Source organism: Benzoatithermus flavus (assembly GCF_037908215.1).
GTDB lineage: Bacteria > Pseudomonadota > Alphaproteobacteria > Geminicoccales > Geminicoccaceae > Benzoatithermus > Benzoatithermus flavus.
Window position 1 is genome coordinate 231,923 of sequence record NZ_JBBLZC010000002.1, and the last position, 22,813, is coordinate 254,735.

At 70.4% G+C, this 22,813-nt stretch carries 18 protein-coding genes; 8 read left to right on the forward strand and 10 right to left on the reverse strand.

The features are described from left to right. Positions 1–65 precede the first annotated feature (65 nt). Complete coding sequence (locus U1T56_RS03455; protein ID WP_418158040.1) at positions 66–917, reverse strand: VOC family protein; 852 nt, start codon at positions 915–917, stop codon at positions 66–68. Positions 918–1,031: 114 nt separating this feature from the next. On the opposite strand from U1T56_RS03455, the gene U1T56_RS03460 reads away from it, so the two are divergent. The 3 genes from U1T56_RS03460 to U1T56_RS03470 all read left to right on the forward strand — a co-directional run bounded on the left by U1T56_RS03460 (position 1,032) and on the right by U1T56_RS03470 (position 3,727). Next, on the forward strand, positions 1,032–1,784 hold the full coding sequence (locus tag U1T56_RS03460; protein WP_418158041.1) for a 5'-methylthioadenosine/adenosylhomocysteine nucleosidase: 753 nt from the start codon (positions 1,032–1,034) through the stop codon (positions 1,782–1,784). A gap of 407 nt (positions 1,785–2,191) precedes the next feature. Continuing rightward, positions 2,192–3,244, forward strand: coding sequence for an FIST N-terminal domain-containing protein (locus U1T56_RS03465; protein ID WP_418158042.1), 1,053 nt, complete (start codon positions 2,192–2,194; stop codon positions 3,242–3,244). Positions 3,245–3,283: 39 nt separating this feature from the next. Further along, complete coding sequence (locus U1T56_RS03470; protein WP_418158043.1) at positions 3,284–3,727, forward strand: NUDIX hydrolase; 444 nt, start codon at positions 3,284–3,286, stop codon at positions 3,725–3,727. A 13-nt stretch (positions 3,728–3,740) separates the two neighbouring features. Here the strand turns inward: U1T56_RS03470 and U1T56_RS03475 are convergent, their stop codons facing one another. The 4 genes from U1T56_RS03475 to U1T56_RS03490 all read right to left on the reverse strand — a co-directional run bounded on the left by U1T56_RS03475 (position 3,741) and on the right by U1T56_RS03490 (position 8,041). Further along, a complete protein-coding gene (locus U1T56_RS03475; RefSeq protein ID WP_418158044.1) occupies positions 3,741–4,175 on the reverse strand; it encodes a helix-turn-helix domain-containing protein in 435 nt (144 codons plus the stop codon). Between the two features lie 109 nt (positions 4,176–4,284). Then, the gene (locus U1T56_RS03480) at positions 4,285–4,944 is read right to left on the reverse strand and encodes a helix-turn-helix domain-containing protein (RefSeq protein ID WP_418158045.1); all 660 of its coding nucleotides are present in this window, start codon (positions 4,942–4,944) and stop codon (positions 4,285–4,287) included. A 70-nt stretch (positions 4,945–5,014) separates the two neighbouring features. After that, positions 5,015–7,399: a penicillin acylase family protein gene (locus tag U1T56_RS03485; protein ID WP_418158046.1), complete on the reverse strand. Its 2,385-nt coding sequence runs from the start codon at positions 7,397–7,399 to the stop codon at positions 5,015–5,017. A gap of 3 nt (positions 7,400–7,402) precedes the next feature. Further along, positions 7,403–8,041, reverse strand: a complete 639-nt coding sequence (locus U1T56_RS03490) for an HAD family hydrolase (protein WP_418158047.1) — start codon at positions 8,039–8,041, stop codon at positions 7,403–7,405. Between the two features lie 220 nt (positions 8,042–8,261). Between U1T56_RS03490 and radC the strand changes: the two genes are divergently transcribed. Together radC and hrpB are read left to right on the forward strand one after the other, a co-directional pair. Next, the gene (radC, locus tag U1T56_RS03495; protein WP_418158048.1) at positions 8,262–9,242 is read left to right on the forward strand and encodes a RadC family protein; all 981 of its coding nucleotides are present in this window, start codon (positions 8,262–8,264) and stop codon (positions 9,240–9,242) included. A 42-nt stretch (positions 9,243–9,284) separates the two neighbouring features. After that, positions 9,285–11,765 carry an ATP-dependent helicase HrpB gene (hrpB, locus tag U1T56_RS03500; protein ID WP_418158049.1) on the forward strand — a complete coding sequence of 827 codons (2,481 nt, stop codon included), beginning with the start codon at positions 9,285–9,287 and terminating at the stop codon, positions 11,763–11,765. 6 nt (positions 11,766–11,771) lie between these two features. On the opposite strand, the gene U1T56_RS03505 is transcribed toward hrpB, so the two are convergent. The 4 genes from U1T56_RS03505 to purB form a co-directional block, all read right to left on the reverse strand. Further along, positions 11,772–12,131 (reverse strand): hypothetical protein, encoded by a 360-nt coding sequence (locus U1T56_RS03505; RefSeq protein ID WP_418158050.1) that lies wholly within the window; start codon positions 12,129–12,131, stop codon positions 11,772–11,774. A gap of 173 nt (positions 12,132–12,304) precedes the next feature. Continuing rightward, the gene (locus U1T56_RS03510; RefSeq protein WP_418158051.1) at positions 12,305–14,218 is read right to left on the reverse strand and encodes an adenylate/guanylate cyclase domain-containing protein; all 1,914 of its coding nucleotides are present in this window, start codon (positions 14,216–14,218) and stop codon (positions 12,305–12,307) included. A gap of 109 nt (positions 14,219–14,327) precedes the next feature. After that, positions 14,328–14,963, reverse strand: a complete 636-nt coding sequence (locus tag U1T56_RS03515; RefSeq protein ID WP_418158052.1) for a hypothetical protein — start codon at positions 14,961–14,963, stop codon at positions 14,328–14,330. Positions 14,964–14,975: 12 nt separating this feature from the next. Continuing rightward, entirely contained in the window at positions 14,976–16,313 is a 1,338-nt protein-coding gene (gene purB, locus U1T56_RS03520; protein WP_418158053.1) for an adenylosuccinate lyase, read from the reverse strand. A 193-nt stretch (positions 16,314–16,506) separates the two neighbouring features. On the opposite strand from purB, the gene U1T56_RS03525 reads away from it, so the two are divergent. From U1T56_RS03525 to U1T56_RS03535, 3 genes are all read left to right on the forward strand, one after another. Next, a complete protein-coding gene (locus U1T56_RS03525) occupies positions 16,507–17,055 on the forward strand; it encodes a DUF924 family protein (RefSeq protein WP_418158054.1) in 549 nt (182 codons plus the stop codon). A 293-nt stretch (positions 17,056–17,348) separates the two neighbouring features. Continuing rightward, a complete protein-coding gene (locus U1T56_RS03530; RefSeq protein WP_418158055.1) occupies positions 17,349–18,836 on the forward strand; it encodes a putative bifunctional lysylphosphatidylglycerol flippase/synthetase in 1,488 nt (495 codons plus the stop codon). A gap of 446 nt (positions 18,837–19,282) precedes the next feature. Continuing rightward, positions 19,283–20,242: a crotonase/enoyl-CoA hydratase family protein gene (locus U1T56_RS03535; RefSeq protein ID WP_418158056.1), complete on the forward strand. Its 960-nt coding sequence runs from the start codon at positions 19,283–19,285 to the stop codon at positions 20,240–20,242. A gap of 31 nt (positions 20,243–20,273) precedes the next feature. Here U1T56_RS03535 and U1T56_RS03540 read toward each other — a convergent pair whose 3' ends face one another. After that, the gene (locus U1T56_RS03540) at positions 20,274–22,808 is read right to left on the reverse strand and encodes an ATP-binding protein (RefSeq protein ID WP_418158057.1); all 2,535 of its coding nucleotides are present in this window, start codon (positions 22,806–22,808) and stop codon (positions 20,274–20,276) included. Positions 22,809–22,813: the final 5 nt, after the last annotated feature.

Consider the following 22,813-nt stretch of genomic DNA (forward strand, 5'->3'; position numbering starts at 1 on the left):
CCGGGGTTCCGCTACCGTGCTGGCTGCGCCCTCGGGTATGGCTGTCAGGTGCCCAGGCCGCCTGATCAGGCCGCCGTGAACTCGAGCGCCACGCCGTGCGCCTCGACCGGCGGCACCAGCACCTCGCCGGTGGGAGAGCGCCGGAAAGGCACGCCCTGCAGCTTCAGGAAGGCCGCGGTCCGGTCGGGATCGGCGACGCCGAGCGTCAGGGCGGCGAGAACGGGCTCGGCACCGATCGCCGTCGTATCGACGAGAGGGTGCATGAGCTCGGTATCCTCGGGCGGGGCGATCAGGATCACCCCGTGGCCGGTATGGACGGCGACGACGTTGTCGGTGTCGGTGACGGTCGAGCTGCCGAACAGCCGCACCATCGCCTCGACGACCGGGCCCGTGTCGGTCGTGGCGATCGTGCAGGAGCGGATTCCCCGGGCACCATTCGGATGGAGGAGCCAGGCAGGCCTGCGCATCGGTTCCGGGGTGAGGTGCTGGCACGCGAACAGACCGACCCCGCCCGTGGCCGCACGACCCGGCATCACATTCCTGAAGCGCAGCTCGATGGGCCCGTCCTCGCTCTCGAGGAGACGCCCCAGAGCCTTGACCGCATCGAGCTCGGTTCCGGCCTCGGCCCAGGCCGCGCGTGTGGCCTCGGCGTCGCGCGAGCCCACCACGATCCCGAGCAGCCCCTCGCGCCTCTCGAGGAACCGGTCGAGGTCGTTCGTGAACTGGGCTGGATCGACGATGCCCAAGAGCTCGAGATAGTCCTGCTCGAACATGATGCAGTAGTTGGCCGTGCCCCAGCCCACGTGCCGGCCGCGCGGCGTCGAGTTGAAGCCGAGCCGGGCGTAGCGCGCCCGCGCCGCTTCGAGATCGCGCACCCCGATGATCAGGTGATCGATGCCGATGAGCTGCCGGTCCAAGGAAGGACCCTCCGCGCCTGTAGCGTTGCGGCCGGCACTATGACGGCTCTGGCCTCGACCCGGCAAGCTGCGTAAGACGGACCTCGCCCGTGCTTGCTGGAGGAGCCGTCGCCCGTGACCATCGGCCTGATCTGCGCCATCCCCGAGGAACTCGCCCATCTGCGCGATGCGCTCGCGCACGCCGAAGCCGTTCAGGTGGCCCATGCCCGCTTCGACCGCGGCCGGCTCGACGGTCACGAGGTCGTGCTCGTGGGGGCGGGGATCGGCAAGGTCAACACGGCGCTGGTGGCGACGCTGCTCGCCGACCGCTTCCGCTGCCGGATGATCGTGTTCTCGGGTGTCGCGGGCGGGCTCGACCCGGCGCTCCACATCGGCGACGTGGTGATCGCCGACCGCACGCTCCAGCACGATGCCGGCGTCATCGAGAACGAGCGGCTCGCCACCTACCAGGCCGGCCACGTGCCCTTCTTCAACCCCACCGACCGGCTCGGCTACCCCGTGCCCGCGGACCTCCTGGCACGGCTGCGCGAGCGCCTCGACGGCTTCGGCCTGCCGCCGCTCTCGCGTGCGGCGGGCGGGGAGGGCAGGCCACCCCGGATCGTCTTCGGCACGATCCTCTCGGGCGACCAGTACATCCACTGCGAGGCCACGCGCGAACGGCTGTTCAGGGACCTCGGCGGCGCCGCGGTCGAGATGGAGGGCGGGGCGCTCGGCCAGGTCTGCGAGGCGTTCGGGATACCCTGGCTCGACATCCGCGCCCTTTCCGACCTCGCCGGCAAGGACAGCCGCTTCGACTTCGCGGCCTTCGTTCACGAGGTCGCCGGCAGCTCGGCCAGGATCCTGCGTCATCTGCTGCCCGTGCTCTAGCACCACCTCGGGATCGACCCGTTCTGACGGGTCTGGCACGACTCTGGCGAGCCGGCTGATGCAGTCAGCAGTCGTGATGCTCGTGACCCTGGTTCGAGCGGGTATGGATCGCCTCTGTCCCATCCCGGCTCCGTCCGAGCCGAGATTGCTGCGGAAGAAAGGGGACTGTCCGCCCGGACAGTCCCCCAGGGTCCCATCTCATCAGTCAAGCACGCCGTCGATCGGTGGTTTCTACCTGCGATCTTCGGCGTAGAAACCTTTTCCACTATAAGGATATAGATGTCAAGGAGGCGTCAACCGAAGGAGGGGGTTCCTGCTTGGCCTCCCCCCGGTGATCCGCTAAGGCAGGCAGCCTGCGTCGACGATGGAGTACGATGACCTGTCATGCGAGCTTCCGATCCCGCGCGGTGACCGCTGCCGGTCCGAACTGGCACGGCGTGCTGGGCGCTTGTCTCGACCAGCTCGAGCCGCTGCCGGCCGGGGCCAATCTCGGGATCGTCTATCTCAGCGATTGGCTGGCGCCGATGGCCGACGACGTGCTGCGGGCGCTGCGCGAGCGCACCGGCGTCGGGACCTGGTTCGGGGCTTGCAGCCCGGCCGTTCTGGGCGGTCCCGGCGGGGCGAGCGATCGCGGGCTCGCCGTCCTCGTCACGAGCCTGCCCGAAGCCGGCTTTCGCGTGACGGCGGCCCTCGCACCGCCCGAGAGCCCGGGCGGGCTCCTTCTCGCCCATGCCGAGATGGACGAGGCCGATCCCGCGAGAAGCCTTGCCGATCTTGCCCGGTGTCCGGCCGGCACCATCGTCGGCGGTCTGACCGCGGCCGGGCGATCTCCTGTGCACATCGCCGGCGGCAGCATCGGCAGCAGCGCCACCTCGATCGGCTTTGCTCCCGATCTGCCGATCCTCGCCGGGATGGCCCGAGCGGGCTCGCCCTTGGGGCCGGCGCACCGTGTCACCAGCGCTATCGGCTGCCGGATCCTGGCGCTCGACGGCCGCCCGGCGCTCGACGTGCTGACCGACGAACTCGGCGACCTGTTCCGCCGCGCCGGCGCGCAGGCGGCTCCGGGCTTATGGCTCGCCGAGCCCGGTCCCGGCGAGGAGGACGAGTACAGGATGCGCCGGATCACGGACCTCGACCGGTCGAGCGGTGCCTTGCAGATCGAAGGCGGACGTCCGGGTGGCATCGTCCGGCTGATGCGGCCCGATCCCGCCGCCTCGCTCGCTCGGGTGAGCGAGCTCGCGCGACGCCTGCGCGACGGCCTCGGCGGCAGGCAGGCCACGGCCGGTCTCTACCTGGCTTCCCGTCATCGCGGCCGCGAGCTGTTCGGGCCGGGTGTGGACGAGCTGGCTCTGTTGCGGCAGGAGCTGGGCGGGCTGCCGCTCATCGGCCTCGTGACCGACGCCGAGATCTTCGATGGCGCCATTCACGAGGCCGCAGGCGTTCTGGTCCTGATCGGCTGAGGCGGAGCCTGGAGAGAGCGGGAAGGTGCAGGGGAAATCATGAGCAGGCTCTACCCCGATCGGCCGGTCGTCGGCGTAGGCGCCGTGGTTTGGCGGGACGACCGCGTGCTCCTGATCCGGCGCGGCAAGCCGCCGCGCATGGGCCAGTGGTCGCTGCCGGGCGGGGCGCAGCGTCTGGGCGAGACGCTGCGGGAAGCCGTGACCCGCGAGGTGCGGGAGGAGACCGGGCTCGAGCTCGGCGACGTGCGGCTGCTCACCACGGTCGATCTCGTGGAGCGGGACCCGGACGGCCGGGTCCGCTACCATTACACGCTCGTCGACTTCACGGCCGAGGCACCGCGCGGCGAGCCCGTGGCGGGCGACGATGCGGCCGAGGTCGCCTGGTTCGCGCGCGGCGAGCTGCCCGGCCTCGGCCTGTGGTCGGAGACGCTTCGGATCATCGAGGAGGCGGCACTGATGCGTGCCAGGGGCGCGGGTCCCTGAAGGGACCGATATCTCACTCCTCGGCCGCCTCGGTCTCGTTGCTCGCCAGCACGCGCGCGAGGTTGCAGAGCGCATCCTGGTGCTTGCGGCTGTTGATGGCGGCGAAGTTGCGGGCGAGTTCGAGCAGCATGCGCTGCTGCGGCAGCATCTCCGACGTCTTGGGCTTCGCCCGCCTGTCCGGGTCGATGTCCTCGAAGAAGTAGCTGATGTCGACACCCAGCGCCTGGGCGATCTGATAGAGCCGACCGGCCGAGATGCGGTTGATGCCGGTCTCGTACTTGTGGGCCTGCTGGTAGGTGACGCCGATCAGCTCGGCCATCTGCTGCTGGGTGAGGCCCAGCATGATCCGGCGCTGGCGGATGCGCAGGCTGACGTAATGATCGACATCGAGGGCACGGCTGCGACCGCTGGCGCTACGCGCGACGGTCTTGTTGGCCAGTTGCGTCATCGAAACGTTTCTCCCGACGCGCTGGCGGCGGGAGCGGGCCGCTCCCATCGCTACGCGATCAAACACATTTAGTTAAAATACTATTAATCTCGATAAACCGCCAGCAAAACTAGAATTTCTCATCAACCATAAGGGTATTGCCCGATCCGGACCGACTCCGGGAGCCCTCGCTCCACGCTTCCGGCCACAGGACGCCGACGACGGGCCTGGCACTCTTGAGGGTGACCGAGGGCAGGATCGAGGCGTTGTAGGCGGCAAGATCGAACCGGGTGGGGTCGGCAGCCGGCAGCAGCCGGCGCAGGAGCACCCTGCCGTCCGCGAGCTCGGCCAGCACGTCGCGGCCGAGGAGCTGCACGGGCTTCTGGCTCGCGACCGCCGGCACCAGCACGAGCTGCCGCTCCCGGAACACCGGCGCCATGCTGTCGTCGAGGAGCCGGTAGCCCTGCAGCCGGTCGTCGCCCAGCACCACGAGCTCGGCCGATGGCTCGTCCTGCGGCTCGAGAAGGCCGGCCCGGCCGAGCCGCCCGACCACCGAGAGGGCGGTCTGCCGGGGATGGCGGCCGAAATAGAGGTATTCCGGGCTGGTGTCGAGCGCCGCCGCAAGCTTCTCGACCACGTCGCGCGGCGGCTCGTACTCGTCGCGCTCGTAAGGGCCGATCGCGGTCTGGTGGCGGCCGATCCGCTGCGCGAGCTCGACCTGGCTCATGCCGTGGGTCAGCCGCAGCGCACGCAGCCGGCGGCCGAACGTGCTCCGGGGCGGGGTGCTCATGCGTCTCTTTCGCCGACAGCCTCATGCGTGAAGCTCTTGGAATTTCAGTAGCACTAAGAGCTATTCACGATCAACCATCGGGTGGCGAGTCCGACGGACGCAGGACGAGAACGCCGATGGCGTCCTGCCGATAGCGATCCTGGCGCATGGTCATGGCGAGATAGCGACCCTGCCGCCAGAGCTCCGCCTGATCGCGATAATGCGGTGAGAGCGGATGGCCGGACTGGCCGGTGGCGGCGACCCAGCGCCCGCCGCCGTCGGGATCGGCCAGATCGTAGGTGGCGCGGTAGCTCGCAGCCGCGACCGCGCCGAACGGCAGCTCCGGCCGCGTCGTGCCGTGATGGGCGACGTTGACCGTGCTGGAATCGCCGCCGATCGGAAAGACGAGGCTGAACAACCGGCGCAGGAGCCTGCTCTCCTCGAACGGCGTGTGGGCCATCACGGCCGGATGCGCCTCGCCCCAGCGCCAGCGCCGCCAGTTCGGCCCGTAGTACTCATGGAGCCGTGCCACCGCCCGGTGCAGCGCCTGCGCCGAATCTTGCTGGCAGGTCTCCATTGCCGGCGTGCGGACGTCGTCGCACCATCGCGGCGCCTCGGTCAGGACGTGACGCATGAACTCGGGGCGGATGCCACGGAAGGCCGGGAACAGAGGCCCGAGCTCGTCGGCATGGACGACCTCTGCGAGCTCTTCGTACCAGGCTGCGAACAGGAGCGGCTCCGGCCGGTCGACCGCCATGCGCCGGTCCCATGCCGCCATGGCGGCGAGGATCGCCCGCTCCTCGGCTCCGGCCGGCTCGGCCGCGAGCAGCCAGGGGAGGAACGTGTCGGCCAGGGTCGAAGCGATGTCGAGCTGGATCGCGGCGAAGCGGTCGGCGTCGAGCCCGCGCGCATTCCGCAGGAGCGCTTCGAGCCGCTCGGCGCGCAGAGGGGACTCCCAGTCGCGGGTGAGGAGATAGGGGTAATCACCGTCCACGAGGCGGTTGTTGGCATTGACGAGGAGGCCGCGCGCAGGTGCCGCCTCGCGCGGCAGCCGATCCGCCGGGATGGTGCCTTGCCAGTCGTACGCGCCCGTCCAGCCCGGCACCGGCATGCTGCCGTCGCCGCTGCGCCGGATCGGCACCAGGCCCGGGCTGATCATGCCGATCAGACCCGTCCGGTCGGCGTAGGCCATGTTCTGCTGCGCGCCCTGGTAGAGCTCGGCCGCCGCGACGAAGCTCGGCCAGTCCGTCGCCCGATCGAGGGCGAACCCGGCCGCCATGGTGGTGTCGTCGTCGCGGAGCTGGGTCCAGGCGAGAGCGAGTACGTAGCCGGTCCCGACGGCCTCGGCTGCCGCCGGGACGAGATCGGAGATCACGGGCCCGTGCCGGGTCTCGCGGACCGTGAGGACCACGGGCTCCTGCCCGCGGACGCCGATGGTCTCGATGCGCTTGCGGAACGGCTCGGATCCGTCCGGCGTCAGGTAGCGGTCGGGATCGTCGGGATCGACCCGCTCGATGAACAGATCCTGCGTGTCGGAGCCGGTGTTCGTGAAGCCCCAGGCGATGTCGCGGTTGCGGCCGAGCACGACGAAGGGGAGCGAAGGCAGGGTGGCGCCGATGACCGAGAGACCGGGTGCCTCGAGGTGGGCGAGATACCAGTGGCCCGGCATCTGGAGCCCGAGATGCGGATCGTTGGCGAGGAGCGGCTTGCCGCTCGTCGTGCGCGTGCCGTCCACGACCCAGACGTTCGAGCCCAGGCCGGGCGGGGGCGCTTCCGGCAGGGCGGCCGCGAGCCGCTCGAGCGGCAGGCCGGCGAGCGCTGCGAGGGTCACAGGTGTGTCCGGCGCCGATCCGGGCCAGAGATCGCGGAGCTGCTCGGTGCTCAAGCGCCGGGCGAGACGGGCGCGCAGCAGCTCCTCGCGCCAGTTCAGCGACAGATCGAGTGCCATCAGCTTCTGGAACAGGATGCTGTCGGCCGGCTGCCAGGGCTCGGGCGCATGGCGCAGGATCAGGAACTCCGGCGGGAGGATCCGTCCGTACCGGGCGATGGCGGCATTGACACCGTGGCTGTAGGCCTCGAGGCCGCGGCGCGCCTCGGGCGAGAGGCCGGCCGCCGCGGCTTGGGCATGGCGGGCGAGGCCCAGCATGCGGAAGAAGCGATCATAAGGGAGAGCGGCCGGTCCCAGCACCTCGGCGAGGCGGCCTCGCGCCAGCAGCCGATGGAACTCCATCTGCCAGAGCCGGTCCTGGCCGTGCAGGAAGCCCATGGCGAACCAGGCATCGTCGGCCGTCTCGGCCTCGACGTGCGGCACGGCGGCGGCATCGCGGACGATGCGGACCGGGCGCTCGAGGCCCGGCACCGTGATCTCGCCCGAAAGTCGGGGCAGGGAGGCGAGCGCCAGCCAGGACAAACCACCCGCCGCCAGGACGAGGACCGCCAGAAGGGCCAGGGTCGCGCGAAGGAGCCGGCGCCGCACGTCTCATCCCTGTCCCGGCTCGGGCAGGAGCCCGTAGCGCTCGAGATCGGCGCGCAGGCGCTCGGGACTCGTGAAGTGGTGGACGAGAAGGCCGAGCTCGGCCGCGGCCGCGACGTTCTTCGCCGAATCGTCGATGAACAGACATCGGTCGGGTGGGGCACCGATGGCACCCAGCGCATGGCGGTAGATCGCAGGGTCGGGCTTGATCAGGCCGAGCTCGCCCGAGACGAAGATGGTCCGGAAGCGATCCAGAAAGGCGTAGGTCGGATCGGGTCGGACCAGAGCGAACGTCTCGACCGACCAGTTGGTGAGGGCATAGAGCGGCACATCGCGCGCATCGAGCTCCTCGAGGAGCCGCACCGTGCCCGCGATCGGGCCGCCGATCATCTCGAGCCAGCGGCTGCGATAGGCCTCGATCCGTTCCTTCTCGTGCGGGTGCCGGGCGACCAGCTCCGCGATTCCCTCGGTCCAGGGCCGTCCGGCATCGAAGCCGAGGTTCCAGTCGGGCGTGCAGATCTCGCTCAAGAACCGCTCCATCGCCGCCTCGTCGCCGTCGAACATCCGGCGATAGAGGTGGCGTGGGTTCCAGTCGATCAGCACCCCGCCGAGATCGAAGATCACGTTCTGTGGCTCGCCTGCCATCCGCTCGCCCCCGGTCGTTTCGTGCGGGCCGGAGGCTAGTGCAGGACGGTGGTGGATTGAAGGTGGGAGCGGGGAGCACCTCCTTCCGCTCGGGGCCGGCTGCCGGACATTCCGGGGCCGCTGTCGCATCGGAACAGGGGGCATCATCAACCGTAACGAGATAAATATGGAAATGAAAATCGCTTTAGTTTAGTTTTCCAGTATGGCTGGCACCGACGACATGAACCTGCTGCAGCGGCGGCTGGAAGCGGCCGGGCTCGGCGTGGTCGAGGAGGACGGCCGTTACTGGCTGTCCGGGGCAACCTTCCCCTTGCGCGATCGGATCAAGGCCGTGGGCGGACGCTGGCACGCGGCGCGGCAGGCCTGGTCGCTCCCGGATCTTCCGGCGGTGGCATGGCTCGCGGAGACGCTCGCGGCAGCGCCCCGAGCGCCCTCCGGCCTCGCCGAGGCCAAGCCGGCACCGCTGCAGGGCTGGGGCAGCAAGCATTATCATGGTCATCGCGAGCGGCTGCGGCAGCGCTTCCTCGAGATGCCCCTACCCGAGACGCTCGCCGACTACGAGCTTCTGGAGCTCCTCCTGTTCTTTTCGATCTATCGCCGCGACACCAAGCCGATCGCGAAGCGGCTGCTCGCGAGCTTCGGCAGCCTCGGCGGTGTCTTCGCCGCCGATCCGTTGCGCTATGCCGAATGTTTAGGATCTCTGCCGGCCGAGGCTCCGGACGAGCTCAAGCGGATCCGCGACGACGATCTGCGCTTCACCCAGATCCTCTTGCGGGCCATCCACTGCGCCCAGCAGCGCGTGCTCAAGGAGCAGATCGCGGAGCGGCCGGTGATCGGCTCGTGGACGGCGCTCATCGACTATCTCAGCGTCGCGATGCAGCACGAGCCCGCCGAGCATTTCCGCATCCTGTTCCTCGACCGCAAGAACATCCTGATCAAGGACGAGGTGCAGAGCCGGGGCACGGTCGACCACACGCCGCTCTACCCGCGGGAGGTGGTCAAGCGCGCGCTCGAGCTCGCGGCCAGCGCCATCATCATGGTCCACAACCACCCGAGCGGCGACCCCACCCCGTCCCAGGCCGACATCGACATGACCCGCCAGGTCGTGAACGCGCTGGCGCAGGTGAACATCACCGTCCACGACCACATCATCGTCGGCAAGAACCGCCACACGAGCTTCAGGACGCAGCGGCTGATTTGAGCTTGGCCACGAGGGGCGCTTGCCGCTATCGACGCGGCCGTCATGCCGGAACACGTATCCCTTGCGGCCCTCACCGCCCTTCCCGTCGAGGAGGCGATCCCTCGTTTGCGCGCGGCGCTCGCCGCGCATGCCGCGGCCGTCCTGGAAGCGCCGCCCGGCGCCGGCAAGACCACGCTCGTCCCCTTGCGGCTTCTGGACGAGCCCTGGCTCGCGGGCCGCCGCATCCTGGTGCTGGAGCCGCGCCGGCTCGCGGCGCGTGGCGCTGCTGCGCGCATGGCGGAGCTTCTGGGCGAGGAGCCCGGCGAGACCGTGGGCTACGCCATGCGCTTCGAGCGCCGGGTGGGACAGCACACCCGGATCGAGGTCGTGACCGAAGGCCTCCTCACGCGGCGCCTCCAGCGCGATCCGATGCTCGAGGCTTACGGGCTCGTCGTGTTCGACGAGTTCCACGAGCGCTCGCTCGATGCCGATCTCGGCCTCGCCTTGTGCCTCGAGGTGCAGGAATCGCTCCGGCCCGACCTCAAGCTCCTCGTCATGTCGGCCACACTCGACGGTGCCGCCACGGCCCGGCTCTTGGGCGATGTTCCCGTCGTCCGCAGCGAGGGGCGGCTGTTCCCGGTCCGGGTCGAGCATCTCGCGGGCGATCCGGGCGAGGCCCTCGAGCTGCACGTGGCGCGCGCGGTTCAAGAGGCGCTCGCAGCATCTTCCGGCAGCATCCTCGTCTTCCTGCCCGGTGCCGGGGAGATCCGCCGCGCCGAGGCGCTGCTGCGGGACCGCCTGCGCGATCCTGCCATCGCGATCCATCCCCTCTACGGCGACCTGCCGCGCGCCGCACAGGACGCGGCGATCCGACCCGCACCTTCGGGCCGGCGCAAGATCGTGCTCGCCACCAACATCGCCGAGACCAGCCTCACCATCGAGGGGGTCGCCGTCGTGATCGACGCCGGCCTCGAGCGGCGTGCCCGCTTCTCGCCGCGCACCGGCATGAGCCGGCTCGTGACGGTTCCGATCAGCCGCGCCTCGGCCGAGCAGCGCAAGGGTCGCGCCGGCCGCCTCGGGCCCGGCATCTGCTACCGCCTGTGGCCGCCCGAGGAGGATCGCGGCCGCCGCGAGCATCGCCCGGCCGAGATCGAGGAGGCGGATCTCGCCCCGCTCGCCCTCGAGCTCGCCGTCTGGGGCGTGCGGGACCCGGCCGCCTTGCGCCTGCCGACCCGGCCGCCGGTGGGGCCGTTCCAGCAGGCGCGCGAGTTGCTGCGCGAGCTGGAGGCGCTTGACGCCTCGGGTGCCGTGACGCCGCACGGCCGCGCCATGGCCGAGCTGCCGCTTCATCCGCGCCTCGCCCACATGGTGTTGCGCGCGCGGGAGCGGGGCATGGCGGGGACGGCGCTCGCGGTAGCGGCTCTTCTCAGTGGCCGCGATTCCGACCGCGACCGCAGCGACGCCGACCTCGTCCGCCGGGTCGAGCTGCTCGGCCGTGGCGCGGGCGCCACGCGCGAGGCGGAGCGCATCCGCCGTCAGCTCGGCCGGGCGCTGGGTGGAGAGCCGGGCGAGGCGAGGGCCGAGGCGGTGGGAGCGGTGACGGCGCTCGCCTACCCCGACCGGCTGGCGCAGGCACGCGGTGGCCCTGGCAGCTTCCGCCTCGCGAACGGGAGAGGTGCCCGGCTCGATCCCTTGGACCCGCTGGCGAAGGAGCCCTGGCTCGCCGTGGCCGAGCTCGACGATGCCGGGGCCGAGGCGCGCATCCGGCTCGCCGCCCCCTTGAGCCTCGCCACGGTGGAGGCTCTTTTCGGCGAGCGGTTCACGACCGAGGAGGAGGTCCGCTTCGATCCGCGCGAGGCGGCGGTCACGGCGCGCCGTGTCACCAGGCTGGGAGCGCTCGTCGTCAAGGAGCAGGCCCTGACCGCCATCGACCCCGAGCGCGTCGCGGCCGCCCTGTGCCAGGGCATCCGGGCGAAGGGCCTCGTCGTTCTGCCCTGGAGCGATGCCGCCCGGCAGCTCCGGGCGCGCGTGGCGTTCCTGCGCCGCCGCGAGCCGGAGTGCTGGCCCGATCTCGACGATCCGGCGCTTCTGGCCGGACTCGAGGAATGGCTGGCACCCTGGCTCGCGGGCCGACGGCGGCTCGTGGATCTGGCCGACATCGATCTCCAGGCGATCCTGAAGAGCCGGCTCGATCATGCGCAATGGCGGGAGCTGGAGCGCCGTGCTCCTGCACGCCTTCCTGTGCCGAGCGGCCGGGAGATCGCGATCGACTACACCGCCGATCCGCCGGTGCTCGCGGTCAAGCTGCAGGAGCTGTTCGGCCTCGCCGTGACACCTGCGGTCGACGAGGGTCGCGTGAAGCTGAGCCTGCAGCTCCTCTCGCCCGCGCAGCGTCCAGTGGCGGTGACCCGGGACCTCGCGGGCTTCTGGGTCACGGGCTATCCCGCCGTGCGCAAGGAGCTGCGCGGGCGCTATCCCAAGCATCCCTGGCCCGAGGACCCGCTCACCGCCCCCGCCACCCACAAGGCGAAGCCGCGGGCGTGAGCCCGTTCAGCCGCGCGGAATGCCGAGCAGCTTCTCCGCGGCGTGGAGCTGCTTGACGCCACCGCTGTAGTCGCCCTTGCCGCAGGCCTGCTCCGCCTGGTCGCGCATGCCGACGGCCTTGGCGTAGTTCGACGATTGTTTGTGACTGGCCGCGTTGTCGTCGAAGTAGTTGATCATGCTCTGGCACGTGCCGCGGTCGGCCTGCCGCACACGCTCGTGCCGCATGCCCTGATCCTGCGTGGTGGGGGTGATGGCCGGCTCGCGATGCCGTGCTGCAGGCTGGGGTGCCGTCTCGGCCAGGGCCGGCAGCGCCGCCGCGGAAAGGAGCGCGATCCCCAAAGCGGCGGAAAGCCATGTCGTGCGCATCGCACATCTCCGATTCGTCGCCGGAAGCTTCGGTGCTCCCGGTCGATCGACTCTAGACGGCGACCATGGACCCCGGTCGTGCGGGGCATGAACTCGGGTCTACCCGCCATCACGGAACGCTGACCCTTTCTCGATCGGCGCGTGAGCGACGTCTGAGGACGGCGAGCGCTCCTTCAGGAGCTGGCGCACTCGGGTAGGCGCTCGAGGCCGGGCATGATCTTGAGGGTCTCCTGCTTGGCGCAGGCCGGAAAGCCCGCCCGCCGCATCGTGTCGGTGAGCCGTTGCCGCTCGGCCGCGCTCCACTCGGGTGCACCGGCGAAGCCTTCCACGGTCAGGTTGGGAAACCGTGTCAGCGCCTCGGCGACGGCCGCATGCGCTTCCTCCACCCGCCCCAGAGCACCCAACGCGGCGGCACGGAAGACGTAGTCGCTCCGGCGGTAGTTGTCCCGGGGCTTCCGGTCCAGCATGCGCAGCGCGTCCTCGTACCGGCCCACCATGAAGAAAGCATAGCGATAAGAGCTCAGCGCCCAGTTCGGCATGTTGGGGTTCAGCCGGATCGCCTGCTCGGCCGCCGCGGCACCCCTCTCGGCTTGGCCGAAGCTGCTCGCCCAGTCCGCATAGAAGGTCAGGATGTCGGCCGAGTTCGGGTTCAGATCGAGGGCCTTGCCGAGCTCGGCCCCGGTGCGGACGAGGTTGCCTTCCCTTCCGAGCGCGCTGGCGAGTGCCGCATGGGCCTCGGCGTCCATGGGATCGAGATCGACGGCCTGCTGCGCCGCATCCTTGGCGGCCTGCCGCAGCTCGGGTGTCTCGTCCACGAAGCCGCCCAGCACCTGGTAGGACCAGGACAGTCCCGTCCAGGCGCGGGCGAAATTGGGGTCGATGGCGAGACTCTGCTTCAGGAGACGGATCGCCTCCTCGACGCTCTCCTTGGTCTCGCGGTGCTTGGCCTCGATTCCCAGGAGATAGAGGTCGTAGGCATTCAGGTCCTGCGGCCGCTTGCGCTTGGCCAGATCGCGATCGGCCGCGACGATCAGGCCCGTATAGCCGCCGATCTTGGCTGCGACCGCCTCGGCGAGCTCGCTCTGGACCGCGAACACGTCCTGCGTGGGTCGGTCCCAGCGCTCGGACCAGACATGGGTGCCGGTGGGCGCGTCGATGAGCTGCGCCGTAACCCTTACGCGCGCGCCCTGGCGCTGGATCGAGCCTTCCAGCACGTAGCGGACGCCCAACGCCCTGCCGACCTCCCGCACGTCGACCGGCTTGCCCTTGTAGGCCGCGGTCGAGTTGCGGGCGATCACGTCGAGGTCGCGGAAGCGGGCGAGATCGGTGATCGTGTCCTCGGTGAGCCCGTCGGCGAGCCGGCCCGTGGCCGCGTCGCCGCCCAGGTTCTCGAACGGCAGCACGGCGATCGAGGCGCGGCCCTGGGCTCCGGCGTCCCCGCCGGCCCGGCCCCACCACCATCCCCCCGCCGCGGCGGCCGCGAGCACGAGAAGGGCGGCCAGGGCGGCGGCGGCACGACGGCCCTGCCACCATGACCGCCGCCGCGCGGCTTTGCCGTCCAGCTCCACCCGGTAGGTGCGGATCGGCCGCGCGATGTTCTTGACCCGCTGCTCGCCGGCGAAGGTCAGCGGCAGGCCCAGGCGGCCCTGCAGGTGATCGTAGGCCGTGCCCGAGACCAGCACGCCGCCGGGCTCGCAGAGCTGCTCCAGCCGGGCCGCCACGTTGACGCCGTCGCCGAGCAGGTCCTCGCCCTCGACCACGACGTCGCCGAGGTTGACCCCGATCCGGAACACGATCCGCCGCTCGGCCGGGACCGCCGCCTGCCGCCCGGCCACGGCCCTTTGCACCGCGACGGCGCAGGCGACCGCATCGACCACCGAGGCGAACTCGACCAAAGCACCGTCGCCCATCAGCTTGACGATGCGACCATGATGCTCGGCGAGCAGCGGATCGATCACCTCGCGGCGCAAGCTCTTGATCAAGGCCAGCGTCGCCGCCTCGTCCGCCTCGATCAGCCGGCTGTAGCCGACCACGTCGGCGGCCAGAATCGCCGCCAGCCGCCGCTCCGCCCGATCCTTGGCCGCCATGACAGCCTCCCAGCGCGGGGTGTGCTCGCGCTCCGCCCCGCATTCGGCCCATCGGCCGTGGCATCTGGACGACCGATGGTACCATGGACCGGGCGGCTCCGTCAGGCCGTCAGCAGCGCTTCGGCCCGCAGTCGATGGCATCCGCCGGCAGGTCGAATGCCGCCTCGGCCGGGCGATGGTCGAAGCGCAGCCGGCTCACCCGGAACAGAGGCTCGCCCTTGAATCCCGCCACGAGCGGAAAGCCGTCGCCGGCATAGGCGGCGAAGCCGACCTCGCCGCAGCCGGGCTCGTGCCTGCGCGGCGCCAGCTTCGGCTCGACCCGCTGCAGAAGCTCGACCGCCCGGACGAGAGGCTCGGTGAAGCTCGCCATCCAGGGGCTCGCGAGCACCTCGCCGCAGATCCGCTCGTTCATGATCAGCACGTGATAGGTGCTGCCGTACCCGGCCACCATCGGCCCCTCGCTCCACGGCTCGAGCGAGGACGGCCGGAACGGGGCGGCCTCCGGCATGGCGGCCGCACGGATGCGATGCGGCCGGCTTCCGTCGAGCGCGTGGACGTCGCCTTGGGCGAGATCGACGAGGTAGCGGGTACTCTCGACCACGGCCAGCACCCGGCTCTGGTCCCGGCCGAGCTCGAGCCGGAGCGGCCGCCCCTCGTAGTCGCCCTCGAGCAGGATGCCGGCCGTGGCCGTGCCCGCGGCGAGCACGAGCGTCGCTGCGGCGAGGAATGCTACCGGTCGCAGCAAGGCCGGCCCCCTTCAGCCGCCGTTGCCATTGCCGGCGGGTGCCCCGAACACGCGCTCGAAGATCGTATCGACGTGCTTGAAATGGTAATCGAGGTCGAACAGGCGCTCGAGCCGTGCCCGGTCCAGATGCGCCGTGACCTCGGGGTCGCCCGCGAGCAGCTCGAGCAAGGGCTTGCCCTCGTGCCAGGCGCGCATGGCCTGGCGCTGCACGATCTCGTAGGCCTTCTGCCGCGGCAGGCCCGCCTCGGTCAGCGCCAGCAGCACGCGCTGCGAGCTGTGGAGGCCGTGGGTGGCCTCGAGGTTGCGCCGCATCTGCTCCGGGTAGACGACGAGGTTCTCCATCATCCGGGCGAGGCGCACCAACGCGAAATCGGTGAGGATGCAGGCATCCGGCAGCATCACCCGCTCGACCGAGCTGTGCGAGATGTCGCGCTCGTGCCAGAGCGCCACGTTCTCGAGCGCAGGAATGACTGCAGCCCGGATCATCCGGGCGAGGCCGGTCAGGTTCTCGGAGAGCACGGGGTTGCGCTTGTGCGGCATGGCCGAGCTGCCTTTCTGCCCGGCGGCGAAGAACTCTTCGGCCTCGCGCACCTCGGTGCGTTGGAGGTGGCGCACCTCGATCGCGAGCCGCTCGATCGAGGAGGCGATCAGCGCCAGCACGCTCGTGAACGCCGCGTGCCGGTCGCGCGGGATCACCTGGGTCGAGATCGGCTCGGGCCTGAGGCCGAACCGGACGGCCACGGCGGCCTCGACCCTGGGATCGACGTTGGCGAAGGTGCCTACGGCCCCCGAGATGGCGCAGGTCGCGATCTCCTCGCGCGCCCGCACCATGCGGCGCCGGTTGCGGGCGAACTCGGCAAACGCGCTCGCGAGCTTGAGGCCGAACGTGACCGGCTCGGCGTGGATGCCGTGGCTGCGGCCGATGCAGGGCGTCAATTTGTGCTCGTAGGCGCGCCGCTCGAGCGCGTCGAGGACGAGGTCGAGATCGGTCAGGATCAGGTCGGCGGCGCGGGTGAGCTGGATCGCGAGCGTGGTGTCGAGAAGGTCGGACGAGGTCAGGCCCAAGTGCAGGAACCTGGCCTCCTCGCCGCACACCTGCTCGACATGGGTGAGGAAAGCGATCACGTCGTGGCGGGTGACGGCCTCGATCTCCTCGACCCTGGCCGGATCGATCAGCCGCTCGCGGTGTGCTGCCGCCTTCTGTGTCAGCGCCCGGACCGGCTCGGCCGGGACGGCGCCGATCTCGGCCATCGCCTCGGCTGCCGCCAGCTCGACGTCGAGCCAGATCCCGAGCTTGGTCTCGGGCGAGAACACCGCCACCATCTCCGGCCGGCTGTAGCGAGGAATCATGGGCTGCTCACGCGCTTTGGATCCGAAATGCGCGCCCTTCTAGCAGCACCGGAGCGTATGCGCGAGATGGCGCCGTCCGGACTCGTGGCACGGCAGGGGCTCGCCCGTGCTCTCCCGCGTGGCGGCGGCAGGGTTCGATCTGTATCATTGCCTGTCCGGCATCGCGGCCTTCTCACGAACGGGCTCGACGACCATGAGCAGCTACTCTCCCGACGAGATCCTGACCTTCTGGTTCGCCCCCGAGAACCGACCGCGCTGGTTCACCCCCGATTCGGCGTTCGATGCCGAGATCGCCCGTCGCTTCGGGCCTCTGATCGAGGATGCGGCCGATGGCCGCCTGGCCGCCTGGGTCCGGGAACCGCGGGGAGCGCTCGCCTTGTGCATCCTGCTCGACCAGTTCCCGCGCAACGTCTGGCGCGGCACGCCGCGTGCCTTCGCCTACGACCGCTACGCGCTTCCCGTCGCCGAGGAGGCGCTGGCGAGGGGCCACGATCGGGCGCTTTCCCCGGAAGAGCGGCTCTTCCTCTATCTGCCGCTCGAGCACAGCGAGGATCTCGAGCGGCAGCAGCGCTGCGTGGCGCTCATGGAGGGGCTGGGCGATCCGGGGTGGCTGGATTACGCCGTGCGTCACCGCGACATCGTTGCGCGCTTCGGTCGTTTTCCGCACCGCAACGCCGTGCTCGGGCGGACGAGCACGGCGGAGGAGGAGGCCTTCCTGCAGGAACCGAACGCCTCGTTCTGAGCGGCGGGCGCGCCGTGGCCGGGCGGGGATTGTCGCCCGGGCAACAGTCGGCTCTCGACCTGCGTCTTCGGGGGTCGGACCGTTCCGCGCAGTTGCGCTTCCACGGTCGAGCGAGTACCTGATGCCCATGGTCCGCGACCGGCGCGTGCGCGCGCACGGTCGTGGTTCCAGGCGGGGGGTCCGGACCGGGTGGAGCGAGACATCGAGCGCAACCGTGGTACCAGGCCCGTCGGCGCCGCGGCGTCGTGTCGTGCCACCCGTCGAACGTGCCAGCGGATCAAGCCTGTTTCCTCATGATGCTCGACCCGGAGTCTGCCGACGGCCCGACCGACGCCGTCCCCGAAGCTCGTCACGGCCGGCTCGCCGGCCTGCGTAGCACCTTGCGCCGTCTGTCGCCCTACCTCATCGGCGGGGCGATGTTCACGATCGCGGTGTGGGTGCTGCACAGCACGCTGGCCCGCTACGATCTCAGCGACCTTCACGCCGAGCTCTCGCAGCTCACCCTCTCCCGGCTGGGCTCGGCCGTGCTGTTCACGGCCCTCAGCTTCCTGGCGCTGGTCGGCTACGAATATTCGGCGCTCGGCATGATCGGCAAGCGCCTGCCCTTGCGTCAGCTCGCGCTCGCCTCGTTCGCGACCCAGTCGATCGCGCACTCGACCGGTTTCGCCTTCCTGATCGGCGCCACGCTGCGCTACAATTTCTACGCCGCCAAGGGCCTCAAGATTACCGATGTCGCCAAGGTGCAGGTGTTCTTCACCATCACCTTCACGCTGGGGGTCGCGACGCTGGCCGGGGTGGTCGTGATGATCGAGCCGTGGCGGCTCGCCGCCGCCACCGGCCTCCCGGCCTGGCTCTGGCGGCTCGCCGCCGGAACGGCGCTCGCCCTCGTCACCGGCTACGTGATCTGGGGCGGCTTCTTCCACCGTCCCTTTCGCTGGCGCGGCCGTACCTTCACGCTGCCCGGCGCTGGCGCCACGCTGACCCAGATCTTCTTCGGCGTCGCCGATCTCCTCGCCGTGGCTGGCGCTCTCTACGTCCTGCTGCCGCCCGAGCTCCATCTCGGCTATCTCGAGGTCCTCACCGTCTTCATGGCCTCGATCGTCGTGGGCCTCGTGAGCCACGTGCCGGGTGCCTTGGGGGTGTTCGAATCCGCGGTCATCCTGCTCCTCCAGCCGGACGATCAGCAGATCCTGCCTCTGATCGGAGCGCTCCTCGCCTTTCGCGGCGTCTACTACATCCTGCCGCTCTGCTGCGGGGTCTCGGTGCTGGCGCTGAGCGAGATGCATCGCTGGCGCTTCGTGCTCCTCGGCCTTGGCGACCGCGTGCGGCTCGATCTCGGGCCGGGCACGCCGAACGCCGTGGCCGCACTCACGTTCACGATCGGCATCGTGCTCGTCGTGGCGGCGATGATCCCGAGCTCCGCCGGCGCGTCGAGCGCCCTTCTCCTGCACCTGCCGCGGAGCTTCGCGGAGCTCGGCGAGGCGCTCGAGGTCACGAGCGGGCTCGCGTTCCTGCTGCTCGCGCGTGGTCTCGTCCAGCAGCTCACGGCTGCCTGGCGCTGGAGCCTGGGCCTGGCGCTCGCGGGCTTCGCCGGCGGCCTGCTCGGTGGCGAGCCGCTCGTGATCGATCTTCTCCTTCTGGCGCTGGCCGTTCTCCTGTTCGCCTGCCGGAGCGCCTTCGTCCGCGCTCCCGGACGGCGCGACCTCTGGCAGGCGCCGGTCTGGGTCCTCCTGCTCGCCGTGACCCTGGTCTCGAGCTTCTGGCTGATCGGGCGCGGATAGCGCCGGCACCGGGCCGCTCCTGGCCCGAGGCGACCTTGCTCGTCACGCTCGGGCGCCGGCGGGCGCTCGAGCCCGCATTCCGGCTCGCCGGCCTCTCGCGCCGTCCGCCCGGCTCGTGAGCGCCGGGCGCACGGCGCTGCTTCGTTCCGTCGGACGTCACGGGCTCGGCGTTGAGCGATCGTTAACCTTTCCCTGCCAGTATCCTTGATGCCGACAGGCGGAGGCGGAGCACCTTCCGATCTCCTCCTGGATTCGATTTCGATAAAATTGTCCGAAAACATCGTTATACTTTTCGTGCAAAGTATCCTGAATTGATTTTCTGAAAACATGCTTGCAATTACTTCATATGGATGATTTAACGTTGTTATGTTCACCTTCGAGGCGATCGACGCGGCGCCGCCACGAGCGGAAGCGTCGTCTGCGTTCGACGCGACGGGAGATCTCGGATGGCCGTGGCACGTAGCGAGTTGCGCACCCTGATCGGGCGGGTCGACAACGACAATGCGCCCGATTCCCTTCCGGTCCGCCCGGCCGTTCCGGTGCGGCCGCCCAGGGTCCGCCCCGATGCGCTCGAGCTCGAGTACGACAACATTCTCACCCGCCTCGAGCCCGAGACGGGAATCTTGTGGGCCTGGATGCGGCATCCGGAGCGGGCCTGCTTCACGCCGGGGCTGATGGCCGACGGGCGGCACTTCCAGGAATGGCTGCGCGCCACGTTCGGTGGCCGTCGCCGCGAGGAGATGCCGTTCCGGCACCTCGTCTGGGCGTCGCGGGCCACGAGTGCCTGGAGTCTGGGCGGCGATCTCGCCACCTTCACGCGGCTGATCCGCGCCGCCGACGAGGCGGGACTCAGGGCTTACGCCTATCGCTCGATCGACGTCCTCCACGACAACTACCAGGCCCTCGACCTGCCGATCATGACGGTCGCCCTCGTCCAGGGCGATGCGATCGGCGGTGGCTTCGAGGCGATGCTGACCAACGATCTCGTCGTCGCCGAGCGGAGCGCGAGGTTCGGCCTGCCCGAGATCCTGTTCGACCTGTTTCCCGGCATGGGTGCCTACAGCCTTCTGCGCCGTCGTGTGGGCGAGCGTACGGCGCGCACCCTGATCGAGGATGGCAAGACCCGCAGCGCCGACGAGCTCCTCGAACTCGGCCTCGTCGATATCGTCTGTGATCCGGGCGAGGGCGAGGCCGTCCTGCGGCGCCATCTGGCCGAACGCGCCCACCGGTTCGGGGTCGATCTCACCTTGAAGCGCGTGCGGCGCCGCTCGGACCCGCTCGGCCGGTCCGAGCTGATCGACATCGTCGATCTCTGGGTCGAGCAGGCGCTCTGCCTCGGCGAGGCGAGCCTGCGGCGGATGGACTGTCTCGCCCGGCATCAGGAGCGGCGGCGGGCCGGGCGTTGAGCCGGAGCGGAGCCCGAGCGTGCGGGCGTCCTCAGCGCCGATGCGGGCGGGATCGGGCGCTCTCGTGCCGGCGCTTGGCGGCGAGCAGGGCCTCGCGGGCGCGCACGAACTCGTGCCGCAGTGCGGCGAGCTCGGCGCCCGCCCGCATCATCAGCGCATGATCGTCCAGCTCGCGCCAACCGAGGCAGAGCGCGAACACGGCCATGGCGCCGACATGGGCGGCACTGCTGCGCAGCGCATGGGCCTGATCGCGGAACGTCCTGGCGTCGCCCCTCTCTGCCGCCTGCTCGAGCTCGGCCAGGATGCCGGCGGCCTCGGCCAGGAAATCGTCGACGAGGCCCGCGAAGAACCCGTCGCCGCGGTCGAGCTGGACGAGGCTCGCGATCTTGGCCGGGTCGAGCGCCGGGGCCGCGCCGCTCGCGGGCTCGGATGCCGTTTCGGGGATATCCGCAGGCCCGGAGGCCTCCGATGGCGGCGTCGATCCGCTCGCCGAGCGGTCGCCCGCCCCGCTCCCGGTCAGCTCGTCCAGCGTGCGCAGGAGGAGGCCCGTGTCGATCGGCTTCGTGAGATAGGCCGAGAAGCCGACGGCGCGGCAGGCTTCCTGCGTCTTTGGGGTGGCATCGGCGCTCAGCGCCACGATCGGGGGCAGCTCCCGCGGGTCATGCGTGAAGCGCAGGAGCTTCACCGCCTCGATCCCGGTCATCCCGGGCATGTTGATGTCGAGCAGCACGAGATCGAAGCCCGGATGCGCCAGCGCTTCCAGCACCTCCTCGCCGGAGCCGACGACGGTGACACGATGGCCGGCACGCTCGAGCATCCGGCCCACGACCTTCTGGTTGGTCCGATTGTCTTCGGCGACCAGGATCGCGAGGCTGCGCCGGGGCTCCCCCGCCGCGGCGGCGCCGGGCAGGTCACCGGTGAGCAGCGGCCGCCGTAGCGCCGCCCGCAAGGCGGCGAAGAGCGCCGCATCGGGCGCATCCGCCGCGAGATCGACGACGCTTGCCGCCGTTTCCCGTCGCAGGCCCACCGTGATCAGCTCGACCGGCTCGAGCGAGGAGATGCCGGAAAGCGCTGCCGCGAGCCCGTCGAGATCGACGGCCGGCGCACGCTCCCCGACCAGGACCACGACGGGATCGGCCTCGTGCGCGAGGAGCTCGACCGCCGCCTCGGTCGTCGCGACGCAGCGCGTGCGGCAGCCGAAGCGGGCCGTCCGCTCGGCCAGCGCCGTCGCCGCATCGCGGCCGCCGATCACGACGACGCAGCCCTCGAGCCGTTCGTCCGGTGCGCCGGCCGGGGCGGCAGCGAGGCCGAGCGGCAGCTCGAACCAGAAGGTGGAGCCTCGTCCCGGCGCGCTTTCCACGCCGATGGTGCCGCCCATGAGCTCGACCAGCTCGCGGGCGATGCTGAGGCCGAGGCCGGTGCCGACGATACCTTTGCGCATGGCGTCGGCCCCGCGCGCGAAGCGCTCGAACACGCGGTTCTGCGCCTCCGGCGACAGGCCGGGCCCGGTGTCCGTGACGGAAAAACGCAGCCGCACCTCCCGCTCGCTCCAGGCCACGGGCTCGACCGCGAGCCGCACGCCGCCTTTTTCGGTGAACTTGATCGCGTTGCCGACGAGGTTGATGAGGACGTGATGGAGGGCGCGGGCACTGCCCTCGAGACGGTAGGGTGTCAGGGGAGCGAGCCGCAGGCGGAGATGAAGCCCTTTCCTCGTCGCCACGTGCCGCAGCATGAGCCGGACCCGGGCGAGGCCGTCATGGAGGTCGAACGGCTCGGCCTCGACGGTGTAGCGTCGGGCCTCGAGCCGGGCGAGGTCGAGGACCTCGTCGACGAGCCCCAAAAGGCTCACGGCCGCGGTGCGGATCGTCGCCGTCATGTCGCGCTGCTCGAGATCGAGCCGGGTGCCGGCCAGAAGCTCGCCCATGCCGATGATCGCGTTGAGCGGGGTGCGCAGCTCGTGGCTCATCGTCGCGAGGAAATGGCTCTTGGCACGGCTCGCCTCCTCCGCCCGGCCGATCGCGTCCGTGAGCTTCCTGAGAAGGACCGCGAAATAGGCCGGCAGGACGACCAGGGAGGCGATGAGGGCGCCCGCCAGAACCGGGTTCGCGCGCCATTCGGCGCTGAGCGCGATCACCCCACCGAACAGGACGAGCGACGTGCCGGCGGCGGCGATCAGGTAGATCCGGCCGTAGCGGAAGCCGTGACCGAGAATCACCCAGAGCAGGAGCGGATAGAACGCCGAGGCGGCGCTGCCGCCGACGAACAGCGCCCCGTTCACGCCGAAGGTGTCGATCAGGATCGCCACGAAGCGCCGCCACGGCAGCGGGGCCGGGCGGATCAGGGTGTGAGCCAGCACGGCGAGCGAGCTCGTGAGCCCGAGGGCGAAGACGAGCGTGCTGCCCCGGAGAACGCGCTGGTGTTCCAGGGGATCGTGCGGCATCAGCAGCACGAAGCCGTACATGCCGACGATGACGCCGATTCGGATCAGCGCCTGCTCGTGCTCGCTGTTCCCGGCCGCGCGCAGCCTCTCCCGGGTCCGCTGCCAGCGGATCTTGAGGCCGTCCATGCCCC